Consider the following 17643-nt stretch of genomic DNA (forward strand, 5'->3'; position numbering starts at 1 on the left):
TCGTTCGCTTCGCTTCAGGCACTTATTCAATATAGCGAACCCATTTCATTGTGTCAACTACTTTTTCCAAAATAATTTGGGAACGCTTTTATGTCACTATCAAAGCCTTAGAGAGTAAGGGTTTTAAGCTATAGTATTGCTGGATGTCACTAAGGAAGCAATTAAAGTTGTGAGGAATTCTGGTGTTGTGCCGCCCTGGTTGGTTTTAGATCCACTGTTGCGTGACTGGTTGATGGAGGATATTGGCAGGGGCGATCGCACTACAAATACGCTACTAGTAGAAGATGTAACACTAGGCTCTGCTAAATGGATCGCTAAGGCTTCAGGGATAATTACTGGCTTACCAGTTGCAGCTAGGGTGTTTAAGATTTTGAATGAGAAAGTCAGCTTTGTGGCGGTGGCGGCTGAAGGTGCATGGTGTGAGCCGGGACAGGTGGTAGCTGAAATTCATGGTTCGCTGGATGCACTGCTAATGGGGGAACGGGTGGCGCTCAACTTGGCTATGCGTTTGAGTGGCATTGCTACGCTGACTAATATATATGTAGATAAAATTGCAGATTTACCTGCTCAGTTGGTTGATACGCGTAAAACTACACCAGGGCTGAGACTGTTGGAAAAGTACGCGACTGCTTTGGGTGGCGCGATTAATCACCGCATGGGGTTGGATGATGCGGTGATGATTAAGGATAATCACATTGCGGTGGCTGGGGGAATTGGAGAAGCTGTTACCCGTATTCGTTCTCAAATTCCTTATCCCTTGACTATAGAGGTAGAGACGGAAAGTTTAGAGCAGGTGAAAGAAGCTTTGCAGCACAAGGCTGACATTATTATGTTGGACAATATGCCTTTGGATATGATGCGTCAGGCGGTGCAGTTGATTCGCCAGCAGGATAGCCGGGTGAAAATTGAAGCTTCGGGGAATGTGACTTTGGAAACGATTCGCGCTGTGGCGGAAACGGGTGTTGACTATATTTCGAGCAGTGCGCCGATTACTCAATCGAAGTGGCTGGATTTGAGTATGAGGATTAAATAATTACCTCTGAATTTGACGTATTAGACCCCTGCCTGGATTAAAAAATGGGAAAATATGGGTGTTTAGATTTCAGTGCGCGGTTGAATATATTTATTAAGGGAATAGCTTTATTGATGCGTTCACGTTTAAAACTGGTTAGTTTGATATTTGTATCCATAACATGTGCTAGTTTTTCTACTTATTACTCTTTAGTTTATCAAGCTAAAACCCTTCATCTAAAAGGAGCAACATTTGATTTTACGGAAGAGTATGCCAAGGCGATAGAGTCCTATCAGCAAGCACTAGTCATACGTAGGATACTGCATGATCGGCGAGGTGAAATTAACACTCTCAATGGAATGGGGATAGTGTATCGTCATCAAGAACAATATTTACAAGCTCTAGAAATTTACCAGCAAGCTTTGGATGTCTCACAGCAAGCAAACTATTCACTAGAAAAAAGTGATACGTTCAGCAATATTGGAGTGGTATATGAAAAGCAAAGAAAGAACTCTGAAGCATTAAGTTCCTATCAGGAAGCGTTGCAACTTGCTAAGACAGAAGGTGATCGAGAACGTGAAGGTACAATTCTCAGCAATATTGGAGTGGTATACGCTAGTTTAGGAGACTCCCGAAAAGCATTAGATTTTTGTTAGCAAGCTTTGATAACTAGTTCTACCGCCCCTGGAATCAAACTCAATATTTTGCTATTGCAAGAAAAGCTGGGAAGAGATGTACTCAATAACACACAGTGTAAGCTGTAGATAACTAAAACTAAAAGGAGTTTCAGCTTAAGTTGACACCAATGGGCATGTTCCCTACACTTTGCGATATAGTTTTGTACCGCATCTGAATGGGAACCGCTATAAGCACCTTTAATACAAAAAGACCAGCCTCCCACAGCTGGTCTAGAAAATGTTTTTTTGCGTTGTCTTCTCAAGAGAGTTAAAACCCAATTGCGCGTTCCCAAAATGCAACGGGCAACTTTTCTTAACAATATTGTAACAGCCAACACAGATTTTTCCTGAATATTCATCAAAAAAAGATATTAACAAAGCTTAAAAGCCTCTATCTATCAGGAGAATTTAGCAAGTCGCAAGGTATAGATGGGGAAATGAAGGGAAGCAGGGAGAGAAATTTTACCTTATCTCCCTTATCCCAGGGTCAGTTTTCACCAAATCAATTTCAACTTGACAAGCTGCTGATGGTGGGAGCAACTTCTGTATCTGCTGATGTTTCGCCCACGCGAAGGATTTTAGCCCCCAATTGCTGCAACTTCACATCAAGTCGATCGTAGCCGCGATCGAGGTGCTGTAATCCTTGAATTGTGGTTTGTCCTTCTGCTGCTAGTCCGGCAATGACTAGCGCTGCCGATGCTCGTAAGTCTGTACCTAATACTGGTGCGCCAGACAATTTTGGTACTCCCCGAACGAAAGCAGCATTGCCTTTGACACGAATATCGGCCCCCAAGCGATTTAACTCTGAGGCATGACGCAAGCGATTTTCAAAGACGGATTCGTTAATCACGCTGTCACCTTCTGCCAATGTCAGCAAAGCCATGAACGGCGCTTGCATATCTGTGGGAAAACCTGGATGGTATTGAGTTTCAATATCCGTTGCCTTGAGGGTTTCCGCAGGCAGAATGCGTAAGTGTTCAGGCTTGTCCTCAATTATTGTCACTCCAATATCCCGCAGCTTGGCAATGACTGGTATAAGGTGTTCTGGAGCCACTGGTGAAAGGATAAGTTCTGAGCGGGTAATTGCTGCTGCCAGCAAAAATGTTCCAGCCTCAATGCGATCGGGAATAATACTGTAGTCAACAGAATGCAATTTGGGGACTCCTTCGATAATAATTCTGCTAGTCCCCGCGCCCTTAATCTTCGCTCCCATCGCATTACAGAAGTTAGCCAGATCAACTACTTCTGGTTCTCTGGCAGCATTTTCGATGATCGTTTCACCCTCTGCCAGGGTAGCCGCCATCATCAAGTTTTCCGTTGCTCCAACACTAGCGATGTCTAAGTAAATCTTCGCACCTTTTAATCTCCGGCTGCTGCCAGGGACGTAGGCATTACAAATGCCATGCTCAATTTGTACTTCCGCTCCCATTGCTTGCAGTCCTCGAACATGCAGGTCAACAGGTCTTGCCCCAATAGCACAACCCCCTGGTAATGGCATCTGTGCTACTCCCAGTCTTGCCAGAATGGCTCCAATGGCGAAAAAACTCGCCCTCAGCTGGGTAACTAGTTCGTAGGGAGCTTTTGATGTTTTAATCTCGCTGGCATTAATGTCTAAAATGTCGCCTTGTCGTGTTAATTGCACACCCAAAGCCAATAACACCTGACCCATACGCTCTACGTCCGCTAACAAGGGGACGTTGCGGATACGACAATCGCCCGGACACAGCAAGGCTCCAGCCATGATTACCAGTGCTGCATTTTTTGCCCCGCTAATTTTCACATGACCTCGCAAAGGATGCCCACCCCAAATTTGCAAGACTGAGGAGTCTGCTTCTGGAGCAATTTTGGCATCTGGTAAGCTGGTAGAAGGATTAATAAGCCTACCTCCAAAAGTAATACGTATTTTATATGTTTGAAGTTGGTTTTGATTCTACAGTAAAGATTCAAAATGTCCACGTTTTAGAGCAGCATCTTGCATAAAAAAATGTTTTTTGAGTGAAAAATACGGGCTGAAAATCAGCAATGGCAAGCCTTTTGAGCTTTTGAAAAAATTAATAAAAAATAACGAGCAAGTAGTACTTTTAAGCAAAATTAAATACTCAGTAAAATAACTTAAGTGTTCTCTAAAAATCAATGCTCTATTGTTTCAGTTAATATTTTAATTTGACCGATCGCTTGAATCACTCGTTTCCAGTCTGAGATTCTGAACTAGGCGCTATATTTTTACTTGACAAAGGTAAAAAATTACGCAATCATAGGAAATTGTCGATAAGTTACAAGTGTGAGCGGAACTGGCGGAATTGGCAGACGCGCTAGATTCAGGTTCTAGTGCCGCAAGGCTTCCGGGTTCAAGTCCCGGGTTCCGCATATCAATTTTGGATTTTAGATTGCCGATTTTAGATTAATCCAAAATCCAAAATCCAAAATCCAAAATCCAAAATCGTGTTGACCAGTTTACAAAATTCCCTAGTTAAGCAAATTCGCAAACTGCACTCCACCAAGGAGCGGCACAAACAGAAGTTATTTTTACTAGAAGGGACACACCTGTTAGAAGAGGCTTGTGCGGTTAATTACCCACTAGAAGCAGTGTGTTGTACCCCAGATTGGCAAGCAGCCCACCTTTTGCTGTGGGATGAAGCTTGTAGCCGATGCGATCGCGCCGAAATTGTCAGTAGAGAAGTCTTGGATGCGATCGCTACTACAGTCCAACCAGATGGGGTGGTGGCAACGGCAAAACGCAGGGAACGCCAAACTCAACTGCCATTTACTGGTTTAGTGCTAGCTTTAGAAACTATACAAGATCCCGGCAATCTTGGTACAATTATCCGCACTGCCGCCGCCGCCGGAGCATCGGGGTTGTGGGTAAGTGGAGATAGCGTAGATTTAGATAGTCCTAAAGTTCTGCGTGCTTCCGCAGGGCAATGGTTTCGCCTAGCAACAGCCGTAACCGAAGATTTGAAAGCGACAGTCCAACAAAGTCAGCAGGCAGGAATGCAGGTAGTAGCAACCTTACCCAGTGCAACTTTAACTTATTGGGAAGTAGACTGGCGAAAACCCAGTCTGATTTTACTGGGAAATGAAGGTGCTGGATTGTCAGCAGATTTAGCAGCGATCGCAGATCAGCAAGTCAGAATTCCTTTGAGTCCTGGGGTGGAATCTTTGAATGTGGCGATCGCAGCCGCTTTAATGTTGTACGAAGCTCAACGGCAACTAATTTGTCAGTAATAAATTTTAACTAACTTTTTACCCCAATTGGGTTTTTGTTATTTCTTCGAGATATTTTTCAATATCAGCAACCGCGTCTTCAAGAGCCGCTAAATCAATATCTATCAAGTCTTGATCGAGTTCAGCTTCAGTGAAATTACTAGTATGCAGTTGGGGTATCTCCTCTTCCTCAGTCGAATTTTCTTGTAAGATATCTTCCAACTGTTCGAGGGACTGTTGAAACACTTGATCGGCAGCGCGGCGCTGTTCTGGCTGATTTTGCTCCATAATATTAACTTGAAAATCCTGATTTACTGACTTAATTTTGATTCTAGTTCCTACAGATTTAAATTTTGCACTTATAACATCATAGTTGTGTGCTGTATCAACTTTAGCAGTGCTTATCAAGAATATCGATAACTGTCTGCAATTGAGAGGAGGCAGGAGGCAAAAGCAGAAGGCAGGAGGAAAGAATTATGATTGATTACTTTAGTTGTAGGTCATTACCCAGTAGACATCTGGTGAAAATGAATGTAGAGACGTAGCATTGCCATTGGTGTTAACTTAAGCTGGAAATAGCTTAACTGTTGGCTTCCATGCCCGCCCGGAAATAAATAAATGAGTAATGAGTAATAAGTAATACCCATTACTCATTACTTATGACTTCAAAAATAAATTTCTTTGGCTTTTAGCTAAAGTCTACTGAAGTAGACTGGAGATTTTTGGCGATATTTAGTCATCTTCAGATGACTTTCGCTATTATACGGGAATTTCAATTCCCGGCGGACAAGCGGTTTCACGTTAAGTTGACACTAATGGTCTCGCCTGCCCACATACAAGGGCGGGCAAGATGCCCACCCCACAAGATTGGGTAATTTATTTCTTGGAAGTCCCATAAGCCAGAAAGCCCCCATTGTAGAGACGCGATTCATCGCGTCTAAAATACTGGCGCATTAGACAGACGCGATAAATCGCCGTCTCTACAAAGACAATTATTTCTGTTTTTTAATCTAGTAGTCTGTCCCATTAATTTTGCAGGGCTGCTAGATCCCCGACAGCTTCTGTGAAGTCGGGGATCTGAACACCACTAACCTCTCAAAACTTTTGGGACAGACTACTAGTCTGCTAAACCTATGTTGTTACTTTCTTCACGCAGCGTGTATCTTTCCCAGCCTCTTTACAGTTTTCAAAAACGATTTTTTTATTAACAATCTCTTGCTTTGCATTCAATACCTTTTGTTTTACTGCTTCCGGTATAATAGCTCCAAATTTCCCTAAAAATAAGATATCTGTTCTTTCTAACCCGATTGTATATATTTGTCCTTTGATTTGTTTTTGTTTAGCTAATTCTGCTATGTAAGCGATGGCTAAATCTAAGCGTTTGACAGCGCTGGTTAAAACAGCTTTTGGTGCAACATCTAATTGATCCTCGGTATTTCCAAAAGCATATACTCCTTTTTCACCTGCTGTTTGTAAGACTGCGGCTGAGGCATTGTCTAACCATTGATAGATGACATCAGCACCAGAAGAAATTAGTGCCAGAGTCGCTTCTTTGGCTTTGGAAACATCATTCCAATCACCTGTAAAAGTAGAAGTAACTTGGATATTTGGTTTAACAGACTTTGCTCCTAATTCAAATCCCCGCAGTTCTCCCTCGGTAGCGGGAAACTTCTCTCCAGCAATATAAGCTAATTTATTAGATTTAGTGACAGAAGCACCAATAATGCCGCACAAATAACTAGCTTGTAGGTGATCTATTCGTAAAGAAGCAATATTCTCAGCCTTGAGATTACCATTTACTCCCACAAAAAATGTGTTGGGAAACTGTGAGGCTACTTGTTCAATTGCGGCATCAAATTGTCCGCCATGCGCGAAGATGAGATTGTAGCCTTTACGAGCAAAATCGGTTAATACTTCTGTTTGATCTGCCTGTGCTACTTTTTCGACATAGGCGGTTTCTGCACCTAGCTTTTGTTTTGCTAGATTGATTCCTTCATAACCAGATTGATTCCAGCCTTTATCGGTAATCGTCCCAGGGAGAGCGATCGCTATTTTAAACCCTTCAGCACCACCCGTTGTTGTCGCTGTAGGTGTCGTCGGCTTATTACTGCAAGCTTGCAGCAGCAAGCTGGTACCAAACCCTGCTGAAGCAAGCAAAATAAATTCACGCCGACTAAAGTTTGTTGTCATACCTCGCCTTTAGATAAATAACTATTTGAGTTATTTCAACACTCTAAAGTCGTAGGTGGTACTTTGGAAACAATTTTTCCCGGATTTCTCAAAGACGCGATAAGGGAACTCCAAGAAATAAATTATCCAAGTATTGTGGGGTGGGCAACATGAGTACCCAGTCTATAGGGCGGGCGAGACGCCCACCCCACAAGAGTTAATTGAATATTTTTTTATTTGTCAGTCCCTAAATCGCCGTCAAGACAAAAGACTAATTGGCGATTCATCGCATTTTTTACCTTATCCTGGATTTTATGCAGTTTTAGCATTCTCATCTGCTGCTTGTTCTGCAACATTTTTCAAGCGGCTTGACCTGATTTTGCGGATGCGATCGCTATAGCGAACACCACCAACCATACACACACATGACACACCAGCGCCAAGTTCTATACAGATATTGTGTGGTAAATTCATAACTTGTTTACATCATTTTTCTTAAGCACCTGGGTATCTCAAGCGTGAAGATACCCTTTTATCTATTTAACTAAATACTCGCCTAATTTATTTTTAAAAGTATTCAATTTTGAAAGAAGAATGCAATAGACATCTCCGAAAATGAATGTAGAGACTTAGCACTGCTACGTCTCTACAAGGGTTTTGGATAACGCATATTTAATTTCTGGAGATGTCTAATGAAGGGATAGAGTTTTAAATGAGTGAAAAAATTTAATACTAGTTTCGCTCACAAGGGTCGTTAGCGTAGCGGGACGAAGTACGGTTTTAAACCAATATTCATTACCCAGTCATACAGAATTCATACTGAGTTCTGACCGGAGCAACGGAAACGTCTCCGGCTCCGTTCCTGAGTTCTGAATTCTTCTTATAAACCTCTCTTAGAGAAGAGTTGCATATCAGATTGACGACGATATGACAAAAATATGACGAAGATGTGACGAAAGTGTGATGATATTGATGAGGCTGTGAATACAAAAAGTAACAAATTATTGACTTGTTGTATATAAAATTAATAACATTCTGAATGTTTCTATCTTAGATATCGGGAAATACTGATACAGTAAAGAATACAGTGATTATATCTGATGTGGCAGGAGTAACTTCATGCAAAATTCTGACCATAAAGTGTATTATTTAATACAGTTTTTTATCAGAAAGAAATAAACAATTAGTCAAATTTATTAGTTTATTCCTGTAAGTGAATATTCAGATTTATCAAAATATCAGTGTTTTTGATATTAGAAAAATGTGGTTAAAAACTTACAGAAAAACTTCTTTTTTGTTGTTGATGGCGTCGCAACTATCGTAATGTGATAGCCTAGCGGTTTTGAGACAATCATGCTCAAGTTTATTTGACATAAATACTTCAGATTATTCCTCAACACCTTGACTGACAATTGAAGTTTTAGTTGTTGAAAAATACTTACCTTGATGGAGGTTTTACTTAGTGGGTAACAAAAGAAGCAGACTAAAAACCATCTTGTTTAAAGCTTGTAGTTCTTTGGGAAAAAACAGCCGCAATTGCCTCAATCTATTTGGCTATTTGGTAACAAGCTTTATTGTCTTTTTCGTGAAGGCGGGATCTACCCAAGTCTTGAAAGGCTTTTTCCTCAAAAAGCATCAGCAATTCCCCACAATCAAGAAAATGCCTCAAAATGTTGGGCAAAGTCAGCAAGTTAACAAGTTGGCGCGATTGGGACAGCGTTTACGCGATCCGGAGTGGAGGCGCTACGGTTACTTACTACTGCTGGGCAAGACAATGGCTATCATGATGCTGTTGATGGTATTTGCCTTCATCCCCAACTTGATAGAAACACCAGCTCTGGCAGCCGATCCAGTACTCAAAGGCAATGACATCGTTAACCCGATTAATACTCTCTGGACGCTGCTAGCGGCCTTCTTGGTATTCGCAATGCAGGTAGGTTTTACGATGCTGGAAGCAGGCTTCTGTCGCTCTCGTGAAACCGTCAATGTCTTGATGGAGTGCATCGTTGACACCTGTCTTTGCGGTTTATTGTTCTATGCCTGGGGCTTTGCCTTCATGTTCAGTCATGGTAACGGCTTGATTGGGCTGAATTGGTTCTTCCTGCAAGGTGCGCCGGCGACTTATGAAAGTTCGGGTGTGGCGTTCCTGGCATTTTGGCTGTTTCAGTTTGCCTTTGCAGACACCTGCTCGACGATTACCTCTGGGGCGATGATTGGACGGACAGGGTTTATTGGCGATCTTCTCTACAGCTTTGGCGTTTCTGGATTTATCTACCCAATTATCGGACACTGGGCTTGGGGACCAGACGGTTTTCTGGTAACGATGGGCAGCAAAGATGGTTTCCTGCCTTTCTTGGGAACTGGCTTCCATGACTTTGCAGGCTCTACAGTTGTTCACACCATTGGGGGATTCATTGCCCTAGCGGGTGCGATCGCCCTTGGGCCGCGTTTGGGTCGTCGGTTCAAGCGCGACGGTGGCGGGCCGATGTTACCTCATGACCTTGTAATTGCTGCTTCCGGCGGTCTAATTCTGTGGTTTGGGTGGTACGGTTTCAACCCCGGCTCGACACTTTCCGCGATGGACTTTGTGGGGACTGGACGAGTTGCCGCCAATACTACCTTAGCAGCATGTGCAGGCGGTCTGTCGGCACTGTTTTTTGGATATCCGAAAACAAAAAAGTGGGATTTGAGTTTCACAGTCAACGGGTTTTTGGCGGGTTTGGTTGCGATTACTTGCCCTTGCTATTGGGTGAATCCAACAGGTTCTATCATCATTGGGACGGTAGCTGGCGTAGTTGTCATTCTCGGAATAGACCTTTTGGAATGGCTGAGGATTGATGACCCCATCGGTGCAGTTCCTGTACATGGTTTTTGCGGGATTTGGGGAACGTGGTCGCTGGGCTTGTTTGCCACTGGTGAATTCGGCGCGACTGGCCCCATCACACCTGATATCTCTGCGCCCTTAAGAGGTCTGTTTTATGGTGGGGGGATACAGGTGTTGAGCGCACAAGTTATTGGCAACCTAATTATTACTGTGTCTACATTTGCTGTGGCAATGGGGTTGATGTATTTGGTAAATTTGACCGGCACACTGCGTGTGTCGAAAGAAGGCGAATTGGAAGGTTTAGATTTACATGAGCATGGCATACCAGCCTACCCTGAATATGTCATTAGTACATCAGCTAATCCTGAGAACTCTCCATTAGAAGAAATGAATAAATAGAGAGTTTTGCCAAGCGCGCCCTAAACAGAGAAAAGTGCCAAAAATCCATTAGTCTTTATCCCCATCACTCGGTGGGGCTTTTTGATGGAGAAAAAGTCACACAATTTTGGATTTTGGATTTTAGATTTTAGATTGACCCCATGCCTAAAGTCAGGGGCTTATCAATTAATTTTAGATTTTAGATTTATTCTCGCGTTTAAATTCGGGGGCTTGAAACCTTTTTAAATTTTAGATTTTGAATCTTCAATTCCATTATCCAAAATTTAAAATCTAAAATTCGGTCAGGATTAGGTATTTTGACGACATTATTTGTTAACTGTCCTTGTGTTGTCAAAGGGCGATCGCTTTTTGCCCACATGAGCGCCTAACACACTGATAGGTAACATGGTGCGTTAGGCTAAAGCCATAACATACCTTACTAAATTGGATATTTTTTTAATTGAATTACCTTATTGTCCAATACAGTTCTGTTAAGAATAATCGTAGAGTAGTATATGCCATCGACAGGAAAACTGCTGTATGAGTCGTCCCCGAATCATTCAACCCGGTCAAAGCTATACATTCAGCAAATATTTTGAACTGCCGTTTTCCCCAGAAGATATTCTTGCTGAACTTGGTTGTTTTTATAAACGCGAACGGTTGCAATTACCAAAAACAGAATTTAACTCTGAGATAATTGCAGAATTGCACCGAATAATTGAGCGTAACCTGCAACGTGTCAAGCTACTTAGTGAGGATGCTCGCAAGCAAGCAATTATCGCACCGATATTACTTGAAGTTTGCGAAATTGCCCAAACCCAATTGAATATTGAGTATCCCATTAATGTTAGTGACCAACTAAAAGGCAGCTTAGATTATTACATTAATAAAGGTAAGGGATTATTAGTAATTGAAGCGAAACAAGCAGATTTAAGTAGAGGATTTACACAATTAGCAGTTGAGTTGATTGCACTCTATCAATGGATAAATTCAGAGTTGCCGATTCTTTATGGGGCAGTAAGTACTGGTGAAGATTGGCGATTTGCAACATATAACCGTCAGGAAAAACAGATAACGGAAGACCTCAAATTATATCGGGTTCCTGAAGAATTAACTGAATTAACTCACATTTTAGTTGGCATATTGAGCAATTAGACTTCACATCTTACGCTGGGTGAATGGAAGCACCAGACGAATGGAATTTGCGACTACACAGACAAAACCCACCTTTCCTTCTCTACGAGAGGCTGCGCCAACGGAACGCTACGCGAATGTGGGTTTCAAACCCTCAATTTTTCCTTAGTCCGCGTAGGCGGACGAAAGTTTGTGTAGCCGCGATTTCTAATCGCCAGGTATTTTGTAAATTATCAAGACTCCATCTCTGCCAATTCTAACCACCGTTCAGTCGCCACATCGATCGCGTGCTTGAGCTTTTCCACATGATCATACAATTTCTGCACTTGGCTATAATTCCCCGGTGAGACATTCGCTAGCGTTTTCTCAGTTTCCGCCTTCTGGGCCTCTAACTCGGCAATTTTACCTTCCAACTGCTCAAATTCCTTTTTCTCCCAATTGGATAATCTCCGCCGTTTGGTATTCTCTACATCCTTGGGTGAAGCTGCACCATTTTGGGTTTCAACATTTTTCGGCTTATCCTTAGCGTTCGCAGCCTGTAGCTGTGCCTCTTCAGCCTTCTTATAGTCCAAATAAATCGAGTAATTACCTGGATATTGCCGCAGATTACCGCCTTCCTCAAAGGAAAATACTGTGTCGATGGTGCGATCGAGAAAGTAGCGATCGTGAGAAACTACAATTACACACCCGACAAAATCTTCTAAATAATCCTCTAGTACTGCCAATGTCTGCACATCTAAATCGTTTGTCGGTTCATCTAAAATCAAGACGTTGGGCGCACCCATCAACACCCGCAACAGAAATAAACGGCGTTTTTCACCACCAGAAAGTTTACTAATTGGCGCATATTGTTGATTACCAGGAAACAAAAACCGCTCCAACATTTGCGAAGCAGTAATTTGAGTTCCATCGGTAATTTTGATAAATTCACCTTCTTCTTTGATGTAGTCAATCACGCGCTGATTTTCGTTTAAGGCTGTGAGCAATTCTTCAGAATGCTGGTCAAAATAACCGATGTGAATTGTAGTCCCAATTTCCGCAATCCCTGAATCTGGTTGAATCTGACCAGTAATAATATCCATTAAAGTGGATTTACCAGCACCATTCGCGCCGATGATGCCGATGCGGTCTTCTGGACTAAATTCGTAGGTGAAATTATTAATCAGGGTGCGCCCATTATATGCTTTAGAAACGTTATTTAATTCAATAACCTTTTTGCCAATGCGACGACCAACTGTCGAAATATCAACTTTACCCTGAACTTGTTTAAATTCAGTATCCCGCAGAGCGTGAGCACGGTCAATTCTAGCTTTTTGCTTGGTACTTCTGGCTTTCGGCCCTTTTTTGAGCCATTCTAACTCGCGGCGCAACAAGCCTTGGTGTTTACGTTGACTGCTTACGGCAGATTCTTCAGCTAAAGCTTTCTTTTCGAGGTAATATGAGTAGTTACCTGTATAGGTGTAAATGTCGCCTCGGTCAATTTCCACAATCCGATTGGTAACGCGATCTAGAAAATAGCGATCGTGGGTAATCAAAAACAATGCGCCGCGATAGCGATTTAAATAACTTTGTAACCATTCTACAGAAAGAGCATCAAGATGGTTTGTCGGCTCATCCATCAGCAAAACATCGGGTTCTGATAGCAAGGCTGATGCTAAAGCAATGCGCTTGCGATAACCTCCAGATAAAGTGCCTATCTTGGCATCAAAGTCAGAGATTCCTAATTTTGTCAGGATAATTTTGGCATTAGTTTCTAGTTCCCAAGCATCATTTGTATCCATCTGCTGCATCACCACAGAAAGACGAGACATCAGTTGACTATCATCTGGATAGTGAACCAATTTATCTGAGAGTTCTTCATATTCACGCACCAAAGCAATATGTTCGCCACTGTCGGCGAAAACTTGCTCTAAAACTGTGTGATTCTCATCTAAATCTGGCTGCTGGGGTAAATAAATAATTTTAGAACCGGAGTTGATTAAAATTTGCCCGCTATCAATGGATTCTAAACCAGCGATCATTTTTAATAGAGTTGATTTACCAGAACCGTTAGTACCAATTAAACCAACTTTATCGGTAGCATCAATGCTAAAGCTAGCATCTTTTAAAATCTCTTTGATGCCAAAGTCTTTTTTGACTGATTGTAGTGTAATAATACTCATAAGATTGAAGTCGTTAGTTATTTTTCATTACTGAGTAGGCAAGGCTCATACCTTACCTACATTATGCATTGCCGAATACTATACAAATAAATCCAAGGGTAGATGTCCATACATTTCGTTGATTCCATCTTCGTGGTAAGACTGGCAAGATACTAATACACCACGATGATGTCCAGAGTATGAATCAAGATAACACAGACCATTTTTACCATTTAATTTGATATAAACTGGGCCTTCCGGTGTTAGTAAATTATCTGGTGGTTCATAACCCAAAGCCAGAGAATAGGTTTTCATTGCCAATATTCCTTCTTCTGCTGTATCAGCACAAATTCCTAAAATTTGGTAATCAGCAAGCTTGGTGAGCAAAATTAAAGCACTACGAATTACTACTTTTTCTGATGAGTCGAGAATAGGAGCAATGTCTAGACAGTTGAATTTGTTCAGTAATTTTTTCGCTTCTTCGGCGGTGAGATTTTGACGATTGGAGGTTGACATAAACTTCGATTTTTATCTTGTTGGTTTTTCTGCTGTGTTTGAGTTGGGACTAGCCAAACTTACTAAGTATTATTGACTCTAATTAAGGTTGATTTTGAACATTCCCAAGATTGAATATGAAGGGAACGCCGCTTTTTGAGTCACCACCCATAACCAGGACTTTCGGCATCTGAGCGCCGCCACTTCTCCAAGCTTCAATTGCTTCTTTTTGTAGAACTAACTGTCCTCCTTGGGCTTTGAGTGTCTCTGCTAAAAGTCTTTGAGCTTCTGCTCTACCTTTAGCGCGATTCACATCTGCTTGTGCTTCTTGTTCGGCTTCACGTGCTACATAAACGGCTCTTTGCGCTCGCTGTTCAGCAATTTGTTTTTCTTCCACTGCTTTGGCAAATTCTGGTGAGAATGCTAAATCAACTACGCTAGTATCTAACACAATTATCCCATATTTGTCTAAGCGATCGCCTAACGCTTGATCGAAGTCTTCTTTCAGTTCACTTCTCTTGGTAATTGCTTCTTCTACTGTTCTTCTAGCTGCGGCAATTTTAAATGCTTCTTGTGTCTGAGGGGCAATGATTTTTGAGACAATATTTTCTAATGTTCCTTGTTTTCTTCTAACTTCAACTACCTTGATCGGATCGAGGCGAAAGTTAATTGCAAATCTCGCAGATAAATTTTGCAAATCTTTAGTAGAACTCTCTGCTGGGACTTCAAATTTTTGCACTGTTAAATCATACACATCTATCACAGTAATAAAAGGCGGTTTCAGGTGAATACCTTCCAATAAAGCGCCATCTCTCGCTTTACCCAAGATGCTGATTACTCCTGCTTGTCCTGGGTTAATAATGATAAAGGAATTTAGCCCGATAATCACTAGTATTGCTAACACGATTCCTAAAACTGTGGTTTGCCAATTACCCAATTGCTGATTTTTCAAATTCCTTTCTCCAATATGAGTGCTGAGTGCTGAGTTAGGAGTTAGGAGTTAGGAGTTAGGAGTTAGGAGTTAGGAGTTAGGAGTTAAGAGTGATTATTCTACTTATTGTCTCCTTTTCCCAGTCTCCAGTCCCCAATCCCCAGTCCCCAGTCCCCAATTTAAGTTTCTCACTAGTCTGTCTGAATCAATCTTCAGACTCAGGACTTAGGACTCAAGACTTTGTTCCGTGGTAATATCAGTGACACAAAACCGCAAAAAGCCGTGGCTACTGTATTAAAATCTCATCGGGCATCAAGAAGGCGTAAACATTCAACGCATCCTCTCCAGCGTTTGCTGGAGTATGGACACCAGTATCGTAAACAAATTTGGCTGGCAACTACTTATTCTATCGTCAATAAATTTTTCGACTTAGCACCACCCGGCTTAATTGGCGTGGCGGTGGATGTGGTAGTCAAGAAACAGGATTCCATAATTGCACAGTTAGGGGTACGGGATGTCTTTCAACAATTTTTGATTATTTCATTCTTGACTGTGGTCATTTGGATACTAGAATCGGTTTTTGAGTACGCCTACGCTCGACTTTGGCGAAATTTGGCTCAGAATATTCAGCATGACTTACGTTTGGATGCCTACAAACATTTGCAAGAGTTGGAATTGGCTTATTTTGAAGAACGCAGCACTGGCGGTTTAATGTCTATCCTCAGTGATGATATTAACCAATTAGAGCGGTTTTTGGATGGAGGAGCGAATGATATTATCCAAGTTTCTGCAACTGTTGTGATTATTGGCGCTGCTTTCTTTATTTTGGCTCCTAGTGTAGCTTGGATGGCTTTGTCACCGATGCCATTTATCCTCTGGGGTTCTTTTGCCTACCAACGACTACTAGCACCTCGCTACGCTGATGTCAGAGAAAAGGTAGGTTTTCTCAATTCGCGGTTGTCAAATAATATTAGTGGAATTACTACTATTAAAAGCTTCACCTCTGAAGCTTATGAAGCCTCTCGTTTGGAATTAGATAGTGACGCTTATCGCCACAGTAATTCTAAGGCAATTACTCTTTCTGCTGCTTTTGTGCCCCTAATTCGGATGCTGATTTTGGTGGGGTTCACGGCATTACTTTTGTATGGCGGGATGGCAGCGGTTTCGGGAACAATGTCTGTAGGTACTTACAGCGTATTAGTGTTTTTAATCCAACGCTTGCTGTGGCCTTTAACTAGATTAGGCGAAACTTTTGACCAATATCAAAGGGCAATGGCTTCTACTAATCGAGTCATGAATTTGTTAGATACTCCTATTGCTATTCATACAGGTGATGTGGCGTTACCTATAGATGAAGTGCGCGGTGAAGTGCAATTTAACAATGTTTATTTTGCCTATAAAGATAGATTTCCAGTGATTAAAAATCTGTCTTTGGATATTCCGGCGGGGAAAACCATTGCAATTGTCGGTTCTACTGGTTCTGGTAAAAGCACTTTAGTCAAACTATTGTTGCGGTTGTATGAAGTGCAAGCTGGAAGTATTACTCTGGATGGGATTGATTTGCAAAGTTTGAATTTGCAAGATTTACGGCGCTGCATTGGTTTGGTGAGTCAAGATGTGTTTCTCTTTCATGGCACTGTAGCGGAGAATATTGCTTATGGTAGCTTTGAAACTACAGAGCCAGAAATCATCAGGGCAGCGAAGATAGCCGAGGCGCACGAATTTATTATTGAATTGCCCGAAGGTTATGAGACAATTGTGGGGGAAAGAGGACAAAAGTTATCTGGTGGACAAAGACAACGGATTGCGATCGCACGCGCAGTCTTAAAGAATCCCCCTATTCTGATTTTAGATGAAGCTACCTCAGCAGTGGATAATGAAACAGAAGCGGCAATCCAGCGATCGCTAGAACGGATTACAGTAGATAGAACTACAATTGCGATCGCTCATCGTCTTTCTACCATCCGCAATGCCGATTGCATTTATGTTATGGAACATGGGAAATTAGTAGAATCGGGAACCCATGAGCAATTGCTGGAGAAAGACGGTATTTATTCCGGCCTCTGGCGTGTACAGTCAGGTTTGAGATAAGTTTCGCCTATTGTCTGTGTCTTCATTACGAATTATTTATGTTTTTTGGTAATAGTCAACCAGAATCAGGTGATACTAAGTGGCGTCGCCAGTTGGATAAGTTTGTCAAAGCAAATCAGCAAGAATTGGCGGCGCTGTTTTGGGGATTGTGGTTAGCAAATGGTGACAGTCAAGGTACTATTGGTATTGATTTGCAACCAACGCCGCATTTTGTTTATTGTCCGAAAGAGCAGATTGAGAATTTAAATATTAGAGTTGAGAATCGGCTTCAGGAAATTTTGGGAATTGTGGAGAATCATCAGCCGGATGTGGAAGTTGTGATGATTGGGATTGGGAAGGGGGAAATTAAGTTAATTCAGTTTGCGCCGGAACCAGCACCACCGATTTGTTTTGAGCAAGTTGGGAAGGATGTGGATGGGTTATTGGATGTGTTGGAGGAGAGGATGAGGGGGGAGATTGTTTTTTAACAAACTCCGTGGGTTTAAGTCCCCCGGTTCAATAACCGGCAAGTTTTGGGTCGGGGTCTAAATCCCCGGACGCTCGCAGACTCGCTACCGCTTCGCTAACACAAAACTTAATTACGAATT

General features: G+C 42.0%; 15 protein-coding genes and 1 tRNA gene. 8 read left to right on the forward strand and 8 right to left on the reverse strand.

Features of this window, described 5'->3' with window-relative positions:
• Window positions 1–169: 169 nt before the first annotated feature.
• Both nadC and V7K76_RS28290 read left to right on the forward strand, forming a co-directional pair.
• Entirely contained in the window at window positions 170–1033 is an 864-nt protein-coding gene (gene nadC, locus V7K76_RS28285; RefSeq protein ID WP_334778617.1) for a carboxylating nicotinate-nucleotide diphosphorylase, read from the forward strand.
• A gap of 44 nt (window positions 1034–1077) precedes the next feature.
• Window positions 1078–1668, forward strand: coding sequence for a tetratricopeptide repeat protein (locus tag V7K76_RS28290; protein WP_334952153.1), 591 nt, complete (start codon window positions 1078–1080; stop codon window positions 1666–1668).
• Here the strand turns inward: V7K76_RS28290 and V7K76_RS28295 are convergent.
• Together V7K76_RS28295 and murA are read right to left on the reverse strand one after the other, a co-directional pair.
• Complete coding sequence (locus V7K76_RS28295; RefSeq protein ID WP_334778612.1) at window positions 1665–2048, reverse strand: hypothetical protein; 384 nt, start codon at window positions 2046–2048, stop codon at window positions 1665–1667. The genes V7K76_RS28290 and V7K76_RS28295 overlap by 4 nt on opposite strands.
• Window positions 2049–2197: 149 nt before the next feature.
• Complete coding sequence (murA, locus tag V7K76_RS28300; protein ID WP_334778616.1) at window positions 2198–3565, reverse strand: UDP-N-acetylglucosamine 1-carboxyvinyltransferase; 1368 nt, start codon at window positions 3563–3565, stop codon at window positions 2198–2200.
• Window positions 3566–3974: 409 nt separating this feature from the next.
• Here murA and V7K76_RS28305 point away from each other — a divergent pair.
• Together V7K76_RS28305 and V7K76_RS28310 are read left to right on the forward strand one after the other, a co-directional pair.
• Window positions 3975–4056 (forward strand) — tRNA-Leu (locus V7K76_RS28305).
• A gap of 75 nt (window positions 4057–4131) precedes the next feature.
• Window positions 4132–4914 carry a TrmH family RNA methyltransferase gene (locus V7K76_RS28310; RefSeq protein WP_334778611.1) on the forward strand — a complete coding sequence of 261 codons (783 nt, stop codon included), beginning with the start codon at window positions 4132–4134 and terminating at the stop codon, window positions 4912–4914.
• A gap of 18 nt (window positions 4915–4932) precedes the next feature.
• Here V7K76_RS28310 and V7K76_RS28315 read toward each other — a convergent pair whose 3' ends face one another.
• The 3 genes from V7K76_RS28315 to V7K76_RS28325 form a co-directional block, all read right to left on the reverse strand.
• A complete protein-coding gene (locus V7K76_RS28315; RefSeq protein ID WP_334778610.1) occupies window positions 4933–5181 on the reverse strand; it encodes a hypothetical protein in 249 nt (82 codons plus the stop codon).
• An 843-nt stretch (window positions 5182–6024) separates the two neighbouring features.
• Entirely contained in the window at window positions 6025–7083 is a 1059-nt protein-coding gene (locus tag V7K76_RS28320) for a BMP family protein (RefSeq protein WP_334778609.1), read from the reverse strand.
• Window positions 7084–7374: 291 nt separating this feature from the next.
• Window positions 7375–7536 carry a hypothetical protein gene (locus V7K76_RS28325; protein ID WP_334778608.1) on the reverse strand — a complete coding sequence of 54 codons (162 nt, stop codon included), beginning with the start codon at window positions 7534–7536 and terminating at the stop codon, window positions 7375–7377.
• Between the two features lie 988 nt (window positions 7537–8524).
• On the opposite strand from V7K76_RS28325, the gene V7K76_RS28330 reads away from it, so the two are divergent.
• Window positions 8525–10285: an ammonium transporter gene (locus tag V7K76_RS28330; protein WP_334952147.1), complete on the forward strand. Its 1761-nt coding sequence runs from the start codon at window positions 8525–8527 to the stop codon at window positions 10283–10285.
• A 519-nt stretch (window positions 10286–10804) separates the two neighbouring features.
• A complete protein-coding gene (locus tag V7K76_RS28335) occupies window positions 10805–11419 on the forward strand; it encodes a hypothetical protein (RefSeq protein ID WP_334778606.1) in 615 nt (204 codons plus the stop codon).
• A 212-nt stretch (window positions 11420–11631) separates the two neighbouring features.
• Here V7K76_RS28335 and V7K76_RS28340 read toward each other — a convergent pair whose 3' ends face one another.
• The 3 genes from V7K76_RS28340 to V7K76_RS28350 all read right to left on the reverse strand — a co-directional run bounded on the left by V7K76_RS28340 (window position 11632) and on the right by V7K76_RS28350 (window position 14986).
• Window positions 11632–13560, reverse strand: coding sequence for an ABC-F family ATP-binding cassette domain-containing protein (locus V7K76_RS28340; protein WP_334778605.1), 1929 nt, complete (start codon window positions 13558–13560; stop codon window positions 11632–11634).
• Between the two features lie 78 nt (window positions 13561–13638).
• Entirely contained in the window at window positions 13639–14055 is a 417-nt protein-coding gene (locus V7K76_RS28345; protein ID WP_334778604.1) for a DUF1824 family protein, read from the reverse strand.
• Window positions 14056–14137: 82 nt separating this feature from the next.
• Complete coding sequence (locus V7K76_RS28350) at window positions 14138–14986, reverse strand: prohibitin family protein (RefSeq protein ID WP_334778603.1); 849 nt, start codon at window positions 14984–14986, stop codon at window positions 14138–14140.
• Between the two features lie 261 nt (window positions 14987–15247).
• Between V7K76_RS28350 and V7K76_RS28355 the strand changes: the two genes are divergently transcribed.
• Window positions 15248–17056 carry an ABC transporter ATP-binding protein gene (locus V7K76_RS28355; protein WP_334778602.1) on the forward strand — a complete coding sequence of 603 codons (1809 nt, stop codon included), beginning with the start codon at window positions 15248–15250 and terminating at the stop codon, window positions 17054–17056.
• Window positions 17057–17094: 38 nt separating this feature from the next.
• Window positions 17095–17523 carry a beta-carboxysome assembly chaperone CcmS gene (ccmS, locus tag V7K76_RS28360; RefSeq protein ID WP_334778601.1) on the forward strand — a complete coding sequence of 143 codons (429 nt, stop codon included), beginning with the start codon at window positions 17095–17097 and terminating at the stop codon, window positions 17521–17523.
• Window positions 17524–17643: the final 120 nt, after the last annotated feature.

The sequence above is a fragment of the Nostoc sp. genome (assembly GCF_036917975.1).
Taxonomy (GTDB): Bacteria; Cyanobacteriota; Cyanobacteriia; order Cyanobacteriales; family Nostocaceae; genus Nostoc.

Bases quoted from the DNA above. Each gene is read 5' to 3' on its own strand.
- V7K76_RS28295 (WP_334778612.1), bottom strand. From the start codon at position 2,048: ATGAATATTCAGGAAAAATCTGTGTTGGCTGTTACAATATTGTTAAGA.
- V7K76_RS28320 (WP_334778609.1), bottom strand. From the start codon at position 7,083: ATGACAACAAACTTTAGTCGGCGTGAATTTATTTTGCTTGCTTCAGCA.
- ccmS (WP_334778601.1), top strand. From the start codon at position 17,095: ATGTTTTTTGGTAATAGTCAACCAGAATCAGGTGATACTAAGTGGCGT.
- V7K76_RS28290 (WP_334952153.1), top strand. From the start codon at position 1,078: ATGGGAAAATATGGGTGTTTAGATTTCAGTGCGCGGTTGAATATATTT.
- V7K76_RS28315 (WP_334778610.1), bottom strand. From the start codon at position 5,181: ATGGAGCAAAATCAGCCAGAACAGCGCCGCGCTGCCGATCAAGTGTTT.
- V7K76_RS28335 (WP_334778606.1), top strand. From the start codon at position 10,805: ATGAGTCGTCCCCGAATCATTCAACCCGGTCAAAGCTATACATTCAGC.
- V7K76_RS28340 (WP_334778605.1), bottom strand. From the start codon at position 13,560: ATGAGTATTATTACACTACAATCAGTCAAAAAAGACTTTGGCATCAAA.
- V7K76_RS28345 (WP_334778604.1), bottom strand. From the start codon at position 14,055: ATGTCAACCTCCAATCGTCAAAATCTCACCGCCGAAGAAGCGAAAAAA.
- V7K76_RS28325 (WP_334778608.1), bottom strand. From the start codon at position 7,536: ATGAATTTACCACACAATATCTGTATAGAACTTGGCGCTGGTGTGTCA.